The 12,747-nt window shown below is 58.6% G+C and carries 14 protein-coding genes; 6 read left to right on the top strand and 8 right to left on the bottom strand.

Going from position 1 to position 12,747, the window contains the following annotated elements; translation table 11 throughout:
• Positions 1-94: 94 nt before the first annotated feature.
• Complete coding sequence (locus tag AC0QKW_RS19905) at positions 95-1,261, top strand: tetratricopeptide repeat protein (RefSeq protein ID WP_473152828.1); 1,167 nt, start codon at positions 95-97, stop codon at positions 1,259-1,261.
• 3 nt (positions 1,262-1,264) lie between these two features.
• Positions 1,265-2,086 (top strand): endonuclease VIII, encoded by an 822-nt coding sequence (gene nei, locus AC0QKW_RS19900; RefSeq protein ID WP_473152827.1) that lies wholly within the window; start codon positions 1,265-1,267, stop codon positions 2,084-2,086.
• A 9-nt stretch (positions 2,087-2,095) separates the two neighbouring features.
• On the opposite strand, the gene AC0QKW_RS19895 is transcribed toward nei, so the two are convergent.
• The gene (locus tag AC0QKW_RS19895) at positions 2,096-3,799 is read right to left on the bottom strand and encodes an ATP-binding protein (protein ID WP_473152826.1); all 1,704 of its coding nucleotides are present in this window, start codon (positions 3,797-3,799) and stop codon (positions 2,096-2,098) included.
• A 315-nt stretch (positions 3,800-4,114) separates the two neighbouring features.
• On the opposite strand from AC0QKW_RS19895, the gene AC0QKW_RS19890 reads away from it, so the two are divergent.
• Both AC0QKW_RS19890 and AC0QKW_RS19885 read left to right on the top strand, forming a co-directional pair.
• A complete protein-coding gene (locus AC0QKW_RS19890) occupies positions 4,115-5,461 on the top strand; it encodes a sensor histidine kinase (RefSeq protein ID WP_473152825.1) in 1,347 nt (448 codons plus the stop codon).
• 111 nt (positions 5,462-5,572) lie between these two features.
• Positions 5,573-6,148, top strand: coding sequence for an SRPBCC family protein (locus tag AC0QKW_RS19885; RefSeq protein ID WP_473152824.1), 576 nt, complete (start codon positions 5,573-5,575; stop codon positions 6,146-6,148).
• A 46-nt stretch (positions 6,149-6,194) separates the two neighbouring features.
• On the opposite strand, the gene AC0QKW_RS19880 is transcribed toward AC0QKW_RS19885, so the two are convergent.
• From AC0QKW_RS19880 to AC0QKW_RS19870, 3 genes are all read right to left on the bottom strand, one after another.
• Positions 6,195-6,620: a GNAT family N-acetyltransferase gene (locus tag AC0QKW_RS19880; protein ID WP_473152823.1), complete on the bottom strand. Its 426-nt coding sequence runs from the start codon at positions 6,618-6,620 to the stop codon at positions 6,195-6,197.
• 54 nt (positions 6,621-6,674) lie between these two features.
• On the bottom strand, positions 6,675-7,346 hold the full coding sequence (locus AC0QKW_RS19875; protein ID WP_473152822.1) for a class I SAM-dependent methyltransferase: 672 nt from the start codon (positions 7,344-7,346) through the stop codon (positions 6,675-6,677).
• Positions 7,347-7,471: 125 nt separating this feature from the next.
• The gene (locus AC0QKW_RS19870; protein WP_473153014.1) at positions 7,472-7,678 is read right to left on the bottom strand and encodes a putative quinol monooxygenase; all 207 of its coding nucleotides are present in this window, start codon (positions 7,676-7,678) and stop codon (positions 7,472-7,474) included.
• A 243-nt stretch (positions 7,679-7,921) separates the two neighbouring features.
• On the opposite strand from AC0QKW_RS19870, the gene AC0QKW_RS19865 reads away from it, so the two are divergent.
• Positions 7,922-8,317: a hypothetical protein gene (locus AC0QKW_RS19865; RefSeq protein WP_473152821.1), complete on the top strand. Its 396-nt coding sequence runs from the start codon at positions 7,922-7,924 to the stop codon at positions 8,315-8,317.
• Positions 8,318-8,336: 19 nt separating this feature from the next.
• On the opposite strand, the gene AC0QKW_RS19860 is transcribed toward AC0QKW_RS19865, so the two are convergent.
• The 4 genes from AC0QKW_RS19860 to AC0QKW_RS19845 all read right to left on the bottom strand — a co-directional run bounded on the left by AC0QKW_RS19860 (position 8,337) and on the right by AC0QKW_RS19845 (position 11,797).
• The gene (locus tag AC0QKW_RS19860) at positions 8,337-9,569 is read right to left on the bottom strand and encodes a molybdopterin molybdotransferase MoeA (RefSeq protein ID WP_473152820.1); all 1,233 of its coding nucleotides are present in this window, start codon (positions 9,567-9,569) and stop codon (positions 8,337-8,339) included.
• Between the two features lie 11 nt (positions 9,570-9,580).
• Entirely contained in the window at positions 9,581-9,799 is a 219-nt protein-coding gene (locus AC0QKW_RS19855) for a hypothetical protein (RefSeq protein ID WP_473152819.1), read from the bottom strand.
• A 133-nt stretch (positions 9,800-9,932) separates the two neighbouring features.
• On the bottom strand, positions 9,933-10,751 hold the full coding sequence (locus tag AC0QKW_RS19850) for a tetratricopeptide repeat protein (RefSeq protein WP_473152818.1): 819 nt from the start codon (positions 10,749-10,751) through the stop codon (positions 9,933-9,935).
• A gap of 173 nt (positions 10,752-10,924) precedes the next feature.
• On the bottom strand, positions 10,925-11,797 hold the full coding sequence (locus AC0QKW_RS19845; protein ID WP_473152817.1) for an RMD1 family protein: 873 nt from the start codon (positions 11,795-11,797) through the stop codon (positions 10,925-10,927).
• Between the two features lie 313 nt (positions 11,798-12,110).
• On the opposite strand from AC0QKW_RS19845, the gene AC0QKW_RS19840 reads away from it, so the two are divergent.
• Positions 12,111-12,695, top strand: coding sequence for a cyclic nucleotide-binding domain-containing protein (locus tag AC0QKW_RS19840; RefSeq protein WP_473152816.1), 585 nt, complete (start codon positions 12,111-12,113; stop codon positions 12,693-12,695).
• Positions 12,696-12,747 lie beyond the last annotated feature (52 nt).

The following is a 12,747-nucleotide window of genomic DNA, read 5'->3' as shown; positions in this document are numbered from 1 at the left end:
CGGTTGGCAAGTTGTAATATGTGAGATGGAGTTCTTAAACTCGGTGGGTTGAGGCATCTGAATCCCCGGTTTAGCAGTTGAAGGAGAGTGTTCTGTGAGACGCAGTTACGCGGCGATCGCCCTTTTGTGTGGGGTCATGGGTGGCCTGTCAGTAACCCCAGACGCCCAAGGGGCCTCCACCGCAGCTTCGGCTTCGGCGATAACAGTACCCCAGGCTGAGAGTTTTTTTGGGCTCGCCCAGGCAAGCAGCACCGGCCTCAGCTCAGCCCAACAAGATCAAGTCGATGAGCTGCTGCGTCAGGGGCAGGCGCGGGTATCGGCCCGCGACTATGCTGGGGCGATCGCCATCTACCAGCGGGCGGCGGAGATCGACCGCCAAAACCCGCGACTGTTCTCTGGTATTGGCTATCTCTACGTGCAGCAGGGTAACTATGCCGAGGCGATCGCTGCCTACCGCCGGGCGATCGCCCTCGACAGCAACAACCTCGCCTTTCGCTACGGCCTAGCCCACAGCCAGTACAACAATGGCCAGCTTGACGACGCCCTGGCGACCTACCAGGCCATTCTCGCCACCGCTCCCCGCGAGATCAACGCCTCTCTAGGCATTGGCAGCATTCAGCTAGAGCAGGGAGACATCGATGCCGCCCTGGCTACCTACCAAAATTTGGTGCGCATCGCCCCCGGCAATGCCCAGGTCTACACCGCCCTGGGCAGCCTCTACATGCAGCAAGAAGACTACGATCAAGCCCTGACCTATCTAAACCAGGGTTTGAGAGCTAACCCCAACAGCGGCGACCTCTACGTCAGTGTTGCCAACCTCTATATTCTCCAAGGCGACTACGACAAGGCAAAAGAAAATTTGCAGCAGGCGCTGCGCATCGAGCCCCAAAATGCCCAAGGCCAACATCAGATGGGCTATGTACTTTACCAAGGGGGCGATCGCGAAGCCGCCTTTGACTATCTGCTGCGATCGGTGCGCCTTGACCCTGACCTCGTAGCAGCGCACGCTCTGTTGGGAGCATTACTGCTAGAGCGAGAGCAGTACCTGCAAGCGGTGCTCTCTTACCGCAAAGTAGTCGAGGCTTTACCCAATGACCCTGCCGCCCACTACAACCTGGGTTTGGCCCTCTGGGGTCAGGGGCTCCAGGCCCAGGCGCTGTCTAACGTAGAGCTAGCAGCAATTCTCTATGCCCGCCAGGGAGACACCGAGGGTGCCGATCGCTCCCGTGAACTGATGAATTTTTGGGGGTTTGAGCGGTAGCCCATGCCCGAAGGCCCCGAGATCCGCCGTGCCGCCGACAAGATCCACCGGGCGATCGCTGGCAATATCGCCTCCGACGTGTTTTTTGCCTTCGACCACCTCAAACCCTACGAAGATGAACTTATAGGCCGCACGGTAGTAGCGGTAAAGCCCTACGGCAAAGCCATGGTCACCTATTTTGACAATGGTCTCGGGGTCTACAGCCACAACCAGCTCTACGGCAAGTGGGAGATCTGCAAGCCCGACAGTGCCCCCGCCACCCGCCGCCAGCTGCGCTTTGCGGTGCACACCCCCCAGCGCTGGGCCTTGCTCTACAGCGCTTCAGAGATCGAGGTGCTCGATGCTGAGGCCGTGCCCAACCACCCTTACATCGCTAAGCTCGGCCCTGATACCCTTGATGCCACCGTCACCCCGGCACAGGTGGCAGAGCGCACCCTCAGCCAGCCCTTTCACCGCCGCCAGTTTGCTACCCTGCTGCTCGACCAGGGGTTTCTCGGCGGCATTGGCAACTATCTGCGCACCGAGATACTCTACGTGGCGGGCATTCACCCCGGCCAGCGGCCCATAGACTGCACCCCCGAGCAAATTGCCACCTTCGCCGAGGCAGCCCTGGCTCTACCCCAGCAGTCTTATCGCCACAGCGGCATTACCAACGACCTAGGCCTCGCCGCCCAGCTCAAGCAAGATGGCTACCGTCGCCGTGAGTATCGCCACTGGGCCTTTAGCCGCCAGGGCCAGCCCTGCCACCGCTGCGGCAACACCATCGCCAAGCTTATGATCGGTGGCCGCCGCTGCTATATCTGCCCCCAGTGCCAGCCAGGTTAGTGTTGAATATCACTCAATGCTAACCCCGCCAAAGGTTTCAGCTTTCTTGCCTGCCCGCGCCGGAACCGCTTTTTCGAGCTGGCGGGCCTGCTGCCGATGGCCTTGAAAGTGGCTGAGCCAGGCTTCGGGAGCATTCATGGTTTCACCGCCGTGCTGGGTAAGGCGCTTGCGCACTTGGCAGAGCACTGGAGTATTCACACAGGCTCCCGACACGATCACCTGCCCCTTAGTCAGCGAGGGCAGCTCCTTGAGCAAATCCCGCCCGGCAGCCTCAACCCCGTACTTGAGGCTGTCCTGGTCTACGGGGTTGACGATGCGCATGAGGAACTGGCTCATGCACTGGCTGAGCACATCGGAGTCGAGCTTGCCGGGGCGCTGGGTGATCAGCCCCACCCCCATGCCAAACTTGCGGCCCTCGCTGAGAATGGTGCGCAGCACCTGCTTACAGCGAGCGGGCTCGTTGGCCGGGGCAAACCGGTGGGCCTCTTCGATCAGGATGAACACCGGGTAGGGCAAGTAGTTTTCGTCATCGGCAGAGATTTTATCTTTGGCGGTGTTGATGCGGGCCTGGTAGCTCTGGCGCAGCACAGCGGCGCAGATCACCTGCTGCTCTTCCTGGCTGATCTCGTTCATTTGCAGCACGGTGACCTGGCCGGGGGCGAAGAGATCCTTGGGAGCCAGGTGCTCCATGCGGTGGAAGTAGTCCGATCGCTCGAGTTTGCCCAGCTTCCACTCCAGTGCTGGAGCCGAGGAGCCGGTTTTCTCGTTGCCCTCGTCGTCGGTGGTGCGGTCTGACTCATAGCAGGCCGAGATTAAATCCTGCACATCCCAGCGGTGTTCGCCAAACTTGTGCTTGCCCAGCAGGCTAAAGGCCTTGTTGAGAATGGCCTGCTGGCGATCGCTCATATCGGGCAAGAGCGTCAGAATGTCGTAGTAGTCGAGCGACGACATACGAATGCGAATGTCGTCGGGGGTGAGCAGCTTCACCTCGGGGCTGTAGCCATCGTCGCTGCTAAAACTGGTGTGCCCACGCATATCGGCCAAGGTGCCATACTCGCCGTGGGGGTCAAAGATCAGCACCGCCGCCCGGTTGTAGGGACTGAGCAATTCTTCGATCAGCACGCCCGCCGTGTAGCTTTTGCCGGAACCCGTACCCGCCAAGATCGCCATATGGGTACTCACCAGCTCTTTCACATCTAGCGTCACAGGCACCCGCCCGCCAGGGCGCAGCAGCAGCGAACCGATGTGGGCCGAGCCGATTTCCTCCCGCTGCTTTTTATTGATGATCTGGCGCAGACTGTCATCGTCGGCCAGGGTGACCTTGGCCCCTGGGTCGGGGGCAATGCGGGGGTTCATAAACCCTAGGGCGGGGTGAAAGTGGCCCACCACATCTACCGTCACCTCATAGATCTCGGGGTTGGGGTGGGCAAAGCCTACCAGGGCGGCGATCGCCTCAGGGTCAATATCGGGGTCGGCAAAAATGCGATCGGGCAGGTGGTCGATCAGGCGGCGGTCGGAAATTTTACCCAAAATCTGGGCATTGGGGATGTCTGCGAGATCAACGGTGTAGTAGACAAACTCACCAATCTTTACCTGACGGTTGTCGGCGGTGATAAACACGTATTGGTTGCCGTCTTCTCCCGGCCCCTTGACGGTGCCAATCACCTGAGAAGCCGAAGCCTGAGAAGTTGAGGATCGTGCCGACCGCGCCATAGGTAACTACCCGATAGAAAAGCCGTTGCTGCCAGTGTAGCCAGAATCGTTGTGGCCCAGACTTCATTAATACTAATGTCCTGCTGAAGATTAGGGTAGGGGAAACCATCAAGGCATATGAAGACGGCGTAAAACCGCTGATGCCATTGCCCGGAGATTGCGGAATTCTCGGGGCAGGAGGCTGAGAAAGATTGGCGAATTCACGGATACTGCCGCTGGGGCTAGTCGATACGCTAGAGGTGGTCGGAGGTAAGACTGTCGCTGGACTTACCTCCGGCTCAGGAGGTTGAGGAACCTGTCGCTCGCTGGTTGCCCATGGCATTTGAAAACTCGCCGGTTCTGTTCCAGGCCCGCCCCCCAGAAAGATTTCGACCCGAGGGGCTATCGCTGGCCTCTCCCAGTCTGGTCGATGGGCGAGAAACCTGGCCACTCGTTCACACCCTTGCCGCTACTCTCAATGACCCCAACCCCTTGCCCGCTCTAGCCGAGGTGCTAGGCACCCACACTGGGGCCAAGGCCTGTTTGCTGCTGTGCCACTATCCCAGTACTCAAGATCTAATTTACATTTGCTGGCACCAAGGCGCTGCTCCCGCTAGCCAGCAGCTCACTGGGTCTAACCTAGACTGGCAGCGTCGGGTAGCCCTGGAGCTCATTCAGCAAACCCTTGACCAAGCGGCAGGCAAAGCCCGACTGCACTGGCAAAAGGGGCTGACGGCACTGCTGCGCGATGGGGACTGCGCCCCGGCGTGGCTGCGCACCACGGCCACCTGCACAGCGATCGCCGTCGATGGGTCGGGGTTGCAGGGGGCCATTTTGCTGCTGGGATCGGCGAACTTGGCGGTGGAGCCAACGGTGCAGGCTAACCTGGCCAGTCTGGGAGCGATCGCATTCCAGCAATACTTTCTCCAGGGGCAAGCTCAGCACCACACCGAACAACTCCGCTATCTGCAATACCTTAAAGAAGACTTTCTCAGCACTCTCAACCACGAGCTGCGCACCCCCCTCACCAGCATGATGCTGGCCATTCGCATGCTGCGCCGCCCCGACCTCACCCCCGAGCGCTCGGCGATGTATCTAGACATTCTGGAGCAGCAGTGCAGCCGCGAAATTAACCTGGTCAACGATCTGCTGATGCTGCAAACGCTGGAGTCTAAAGTTTCCCCAGTGGAGCGCCAATCTACAGATCTAGGAAAACTGCTGACTGAGGTAGCGGCCCCATCAACCACCCAGTTGCAGCAGGCAGAGTTGACCCTAGAGTGGCAGTTGCCCGCCAAACCAGTGGTGTTATTCACCGATGCAGAACAACTGACCAAGGTGCTACAAGAGCTGTTGAGCAACGCCTGCAAATATTCGGCACCCCAAACCACCGTCACCCTGGCCCTGGCCGACAACCAGACCCAGAATGGGCGGGTCACACTACAGATTAGTAACCTGGGGGCGGCGATTGAAGCAGAAGAACTGCCCCATGTGTTTGACAAGTTTCGGCGGGGGCGCAACGCCACCAAAGACGGCATCGCGGGCACCGGCACCGGCCTTGCCCTAGTACGTGGGATTGTTGAACAAATCGGGGGCACTATATCGGTGTCGAGCCAGCCCATCGCTGGGGGGCTCTGGCAAACCTGTTTTACCCTTGAGTTTGAGCACCACGACCGCACCACCTAGAATTTATACCTAGGTTTTACGAGACCAATATTGTTCTACCGATTTTTGCTGGTATCCTGGGCACAGGCGTGGTGGCCAGGCCAAACTAAACCGTTACGGTTGGTTTAACTCATGATTGCGAAAAACCCCGACACCACTAATCTTGAGGCTGTACCCCTGGATGCCAGGACAGATTTGGCGATCGCAGCAGAGACCGGGGTGAGCATCCACACTGAGAAGCTGGAGGGTCAGCAACGCCGCATTCTAGCCTTCACCGAGATACCCGCCACGGCAGAGCAGGTGTGGCAGGTGATCACCGACTACGACAACCTGGCCAGCTTTATTCCTAACCTGTCGTGCAGCCAGCGGCTGAGCCATCCTCAGGGGGGCATTCGCCTAGAGCAGATTGGATCCCAGTGCTTTCTCAGTATTAAGTTTTGCGCCCGGGTAGTCCTCGACATGGTCGAGGCCTTTCCCCAAGAACTACGCTTCTCCATGGTGGAGGGAGACTTTCGCCAGTTTGAGGGCAAGTGGACATTGGAACCTGTGGAAGGGACTGAGGAAAACCGGGTGCGTCTGGGCTACGACCTAGTGATTCGCCCGCCCCGTGCTATGCCAGTGGCGCTGATCGAGCGGCACATTCGCCATGACTTGACCCGTAATTTGCAGGCGATTGGCGATCGCACCACCGCCTTATTTTCTGCCTAAGGGGCTCTGGATTGCAGCGGTGACGTTGAGTCATTCCGTTGCCCCATTAGGCCAGTGGCTTGATTAGGTACTTGGGCGACTCGGTGTAGCCCTGTCGGTAGTAGAACTGATGGGCACGATCGCGGCGACTGTGGCAATGTACCTCAATGCGATCGCATCCCCGCGCCCTGGCCAGCTCGCAAGCGTAGGCTTCTAGCGCCGCCCCTACGCCCTGCCCCCGCACCTCGGAGCTGACACAGAGATAGCTAATGCGGCAAAAGTCACCCGCTAGCCCCAGCTGAGGCACAAAGTTGAGGGATATTACCCCGACCGGGATGGTCTGGTCTACGGCTACAAACAGGGCTGCATCGGGGTGATCGATCTGCCGCTGGATGCTCTGGGCCATAAAAGGTTCTGTCACTGGGTAGCCCAGGTCGGTGAGCAAAGCGGCGATCGCCCTCTGGTCTCCTACCGCTGCGAGTCGAATCTGCATGGCCCTAACCCAACGCTATCTGCGGCCAGGGTAAGGGATTCGCTGGGGCCAAGTCTAGGGAACGTGTGGTTTGACCAGGGGCTCCAGACGCTCGGCAATCACCGCGTAGAAGGGGTCGCCGCCGGCCATGCCCAGCATTTGCAGAATTGATGGAACGCTGGGCGTGTGGACGATCACCTGGGGGGTGCTAAAGCCCGGCACCGAGCCAAAGTAACCCTTGACCAGGTTGACTCGGCGGCTTTCACTGCCGTCACGCCAGGCGGCGATCGCCTTTTGGTAAAACATCCGGTTTGAGAAGCTCACGATCGCAATTCCCCCCGGCTTGAGAATGCGGTAAATTTCCCCAAACACCACCTCGGGCTGCTGGAGGTACTGCACTGACACGGTGTTCAGCACCGCATCGAAGGATTGATCTTCTAGGGGCAGCCTGGGGTTTTCGTTCAGGTTTTGGACGAAGTAGTGGTCGAGGCGGCGGTTTTTGGCCAGTTCTTCGCCGTTCAGACCGTGGCCCTCGACCCAGTCAAACTCCACATCGCTGGGCAGGTGCGACACCCAGCTGCTCATCAGGTCGAAGATGCGGCTGTGGGGAGCGAGGCGATCGCGATACAGATCCGTCAGGCGAGCAATAAAGCCATCGTCCACGTGGGTGACAAAGCGAGGGGCACCGTAGAAAAAGGTGTCGCTCGATTCGTCAAGCTTGGTGCGCTGGTCAGGTTGAAGCAGCATGGGGCAGAGGGCTAAGACTATTCTCTGAGTGTAAACAAATCTTAAGACTAAGGGAACGGCCACCGTCGCCATGGAGATAGCCATCTGCAGCCGCCCCTAGGCTACTCCAGGGGCGATCGCTCTGCCTACAGCACCAGGGTGTACCACTGAATGTCAGGGGGATGATCCACCAGATCGGGAATTTCGCACATAAACTCATCCATGTAGCCAGAGCGGTAGTGAGCCTGAAACGTGGCGTCATCCTGCCAATCGCCCAGGGTGACAAACTCACCAGGGTTTGCGTTGCCCTGCAACAGCTCAAACCGCAAACAGCCAGCATTTTCGCGGGCCAGTTAGACCACTTCGATCAGCAAGGCCTTGAGGGCTTCTTCTTGGCCAGCACGGGCGATTACTTTGGTGATGGTGCGAATGGTGTTGGCCATGGCTGCCTTGGTGAGATTGCACCCCCTGAGTATCTCAAACATCGAGCAGGGATGGCTAGGAGCAGGGATGCTCCGGTTGCAGAAGCAGGCCAGTTAAGGAGCCAAGTCCTAGACTGCGTTAGGATTTTACAGGTTACAGGGGGGCAGCGAGCTTTGGCAAAAGGTTGGGTAAGGGGAGTGCTGGTGCTACTGCTGGGGGCGATCGCCGTCTTTGCCGCCCCCCAATCGTCTCTGGCTACCACCTGGTACCCCGTGGCCGAGGCCAGCCAGGGCCACCAGCAGCAGTTTGTCGATATTGACTCCATTGAGCCCATGGAGCTGGGCCACGTGCGGGTGAGCAGCTACTATATCGACCGGCGATCGGGGTCTGCCCAGCGCACCACCTATCTGACTGAGTACGACTGCCCCAACCGCCGCTTTCGCGATGTCGAGTTTGACGGCCCCGTAGGTAGCGATCGCTGGCTGTCAGTAGCCCCTGACCCGCTGAATACGGCAGCAATGGAGTATGTTTGTGCGATCGCCCAGACCAGTAGAGGAGTGGGAGATTAGATCGTTGCTCGGGGATCGTCTAGCCCACCACCATCACCTGCACCGTTGATCCATCCGGAATCAGCATCGTCCCCACAGGAACTACCGCTAGGGCATTGGTGCCCGCCAGGTTGATCAAATTGCCAGAATTGTGGCCGCCCCCGGCCAGCTCAAACTCGTAGCCCTGGGGTGTGGCCTCCAGTCTGCCCCACAGGTAGGTCTCTCGCTGCCCCCCTGCCTTAAGCCCATGGCGGGTGGTGGCGGGCACAAACACTGGCCCCCAATCCTTCCCTAGCCCCGATCGCTTGCGCAGGGCCGGAGCCACAAACCGCCAGAACGTGACCAGGGCCGACACCGGGTTACCCGGCAGCCCAAAGTACAACGGCACCTGCCCAGAGACCTCTGGAAATGTGGCAACAGTCAAGGGCTTGCCGGGTTTGACCGCCACCGCGCGAATGTGCAGCGTGGCCCCCAGCTCCACCAAGATCTCATCCACATAGTCAAAGTCGCCCACCGACACGCCGCCCGATGACACCACCACATCGGCCTGGGGCAGAGCCGTCCGAATCGCTTCGCGCAGAGCCTGGGGGCGATCGGGCACAATGCCCAAGGGAAGAGGAATGCCGCCAGCCTGACGCACCAGCGCCGCCAGGGCGTACTGGTTAGAGTCAACAATTTGCCCCGGCTGTAGGGGCGTCTCTGGGGTCACCAGCTCATCACCAGTGGAGAGAATCGCCACCCGAGGCTGACGAAACACGGGTACTTGAACGCACTGGGCGGCGGCCAGCACCGCCAGCTCTGGCCCACCGATGGCCAGCCCTGGGGCCATGAGTGGCTCCCCGGCACGGCAATAGCTGCCCCGATGCCGCACAAACGCCTGGGGTGCTGGTGCTTTTAGCACTATCACCTGCTCCCCCTGCCGCCGAGTCACCTCTTGCATGACGATGGTGTCGGCCCCAGCGGGCAGCATCGACCCGGTGAGAATGCGAGCCGCCTGGCCTGGCCCCACCGGTAGAGTGGGCAACTGCCCCGCTGGAATAGTCTCGGTCAGCAGCAGCGCCACTGGGGTGTCAGCCCTGGCCCCTTGCACATCGTCGTAACGCACCGCGTAGCCATCCATCGCCGAATTATCCCAGTGGGGAAAATCTAGCGGGCTGGAGATAGATGCTGCCAGCACTCGCCCCAACGCCGCATCTAGGGCAACAGACTCGATCGCCGTCGGCAGCCCCACCAGATCAAGAATTTTTTTCGCAGCCTCAACCGCAGGAACCATAGGGCAAGGGGTCAAAAATCGGGGCGAGTGATCAGGCAGCTGAGCCCCAGAGCCACCGACCCCGCCAAGGTAGCCGCCGCCGAGGCATCGGTGCCGAAAAACACTAGCAGGCTGTATAGCCCCAGCCCCACGCTAGCCACTATACCCAGGGGAGTGGTCAGAACGTCGAAGAACTCCAGCAGCCCTTCCAAAAACCGCAAAAACTGAAGCCAGCGTGCCAAGAGTGCCATAGGGGTTACCAATCAGGTAGCGTTGGCCAAATTGCTAGGAGATCAGCTTAAGTAACTATTTCCACAATAACTGTCGTGACCTTAACCAAAGCTAGTTGGCGCAAAATTCTTCAGATTTTTCTCAGTCTTGTAGCTAGTACAGAGCCTGCATCAGACGTTTGCGGTAGGTGATGGTGAGTGGGTCGCCGTCGCCCAGCAGCTTAAACACCGCCAGCATGGCTTTGCGGGCACCATCGCTGCGGTAGGCGCGGCTTTGCTCCACCACGCCTAGAAAGCCTTCCAGAGCCGTGGCAAAATCCCCCGATAGGGCACCATTACTTGCTTTACCAAAGGCAACATCGAGTTCGCCATCGCCTAGGTCAGCCAGCGACTGGCGGAGGGTGATCAGCCCTCGCAGGCCATCGGCTTGGTCGGCGGCGGTGCGATCGCTAGGGTCAATCAATTCCAGATATTGACTGGCCAGGGCGTCATCTCCCTGAGCCATGTAAATCTGAGCTGCCTTCAGCAAAATCTGGCCGTTGTTGGGGTAGCGGGTCAGCAGTGTGGACAAGGCCGGTAAAACCGCCGCCAGATCGCCTGCTGCCTGGGCCGCCTCTAAGGCGGCTAAGTCTTCTTCTAGGGGCGATCGCAACCCCAGGCCATTTAGCAGCTCCCGCAGCTGGGGCTCAGGCAGCACTCCCACAAACCCTTCCCGCACCTGCCCCTGGCTGACAATGCGCACGTCGGGCACCCCCTCGACCCCAAAGGCCTTAGCCAGCTCAGGGTTTTGGTCAATGTCAACCTTGGCCAGAGTGAAGTCGTACTCCTGGGCCAGGGTTTCGAGCATGGGTTTGAGCAGCTGGCAGGGGCCACACCAGGTGGCAAAAAAATCGACCAGCACCGGCTGCTGAAACGACGATTGCAGCACCGCCTGCTCAAACTCGGCCTGGTTAACGGTAATTGACTGTCCCATCGATACCTCTGTAGGGGGCGTTTAAGTATAGTGATGACCATTGGCCTTATTGCCATTGGCCTTATTGCCATTGGCCTTATTTCAAAGACATACCCCAGCCACGATTAAGAACTGGGACAGCTCAATGGCGCACAGGGAAACCATTTTGTAGACGTCGCCTAAACGCGGAGTCATTAAAACCGAGGTCTTAAAAATAGGTCGTAGAGCGACAGCAGCACTTCTACCACGATTAGCAGCACCACGTACCACTCTAGGCGCAGGCCGGTCTGGTGGCGCTGCAGGTCGAGCACAGTTTCGGCGGTGCGGCTGACCAGGTCGAGCTTGCGCTCTAGGGCCGAATGGCGATCGCGAATCTCGTACTCATCCTCTAGACGGTGGTAGAGGGGGTCGAGGTCAGGATACTCCCACAGCAGCTCAGGCTTATCGACGATCTCGACTCGCCCCACAATTTTGTGCTGAATCATCAGCGTTTGGCCGATCTGCTTGAGCAGCTGTGCACCCTGAATGCTGGTGCGACGCTGGGATTGTAGGTCGGCGGCGTAGGGCTCAATGCGGTCAAACACAGCAGCGGCACCAATTTCATAGTGGGCCAGCACCACACTCTTAGCCATCACATCCGCCACAATTTGCAGCCGCTCTCCGTCTAACGACGACAAGAAAATCAGCCCATCCTGCACCTTACCGCTGCTGTTGGGGGTGAGGCGAATCGTAGCCGCCTCGGTTTCGGGTTGGTCGAAGGGGTTAGCGATGTGGGGCTTGAGAGTGGCGATAAAGGCCTGCTGTGCCCCGTCGGCCAGCCCAAACAGCACCGCCGCCCCATAGCCAAACAACACGCCCTGGCCCCTGTCGCCAATGGGCACCACCAGAGGCGAGGTGGGGGGTAGGGCCGGTGATGGGTGATCGGCGATCGCCCATCGGTCTCTGGCCAAGGCCATTAAATCAATGCTCTGGCCCAAAAAATAGGCACAAACCATCACATCAGGAGCATTGGCTTCGGGTATCTTTGCGGAGGGCGACATTACTGGCCCCGGTGGCAAGGTAGTCATCGTAAAAGAAAAGCTCGGTATAGAGTGATCGGCCAAAGTACCCTAACGACAACATTGCTATACATCGCTCTAGGGTCAAAGTTTCAACAGCCGAGCGAGCATTGAGAACTATTGCAGAATGCCCGCAGTACAGCCATGTCCCGTACATGCCATCTTAGGTTATGTTAAAAAACTGGCATGGGTTTATCTCAAGGTACTCTAGGAAAAGTAACTCTAGGGTGAGTTCCCGAGCTGCTCCCCCCGCTAGAGTAGGGTTAGGGTGGTGCTCAATCTAGCTGTCAGCGGTTAAATATTGTTGATTAGGGCCGCAGCCATGAAGCGTGTGGTATTCATTCTCGGTGTTTTAGAAGACGAAGATGTCGATTGGCTCATCGCTGCGGGGCAACGTCAAGAGTTACAGTCTGGCGATGTCTTAATTTACGAAAGCGCGCCCTGCGATCAGCTATTCCTCATTTTAGATGGTGAGCTTGAGGTCTCAGTAGCCGCCCTGGATAGTCAAGCCATTGCACTGCTAGCTACGGGGGAGGTGGTGGGCGAAATGTCATTTATTGATGGCCAGCCCCCCTCGGCAACGGTGACTGCCCTAGAGCCAAGCATTGTGCTGGCTATTTCATGCAAACTACTGCGCCAAAAGCTTGAGCATGATATTTGGTTTGCGGCTCGGTTCTATCGCGCTCTGGCAATTTTGCTATCGAGTCGCCTGCGCAGCACCGTTAAACACCTCCAGGGTGAACATTGGCGTCCGGTCGCTAGCCTTGATGATCTGGGTATCGATGAGATGAGCGACATGCTGTCTATGGGCAATATTCGCTTTGACTGGATGCTGAAGCGCCTACGCGATGTCAACTCAAACCCCTGGGACGACATGGAGCCAACTTCTGCCGATAAGAATAGCTAAGGAGTCATTGTCTAACCTGTCTCCCTGATAAATTTGTGAGGCCGGTTTTGAG

Source organism: Pseudanabaena sp. PCC 9330, from assembly GCF_055795045.1.
This window is presented reverse-complemented; position numbering and strand designations above follow the sequence as displayed.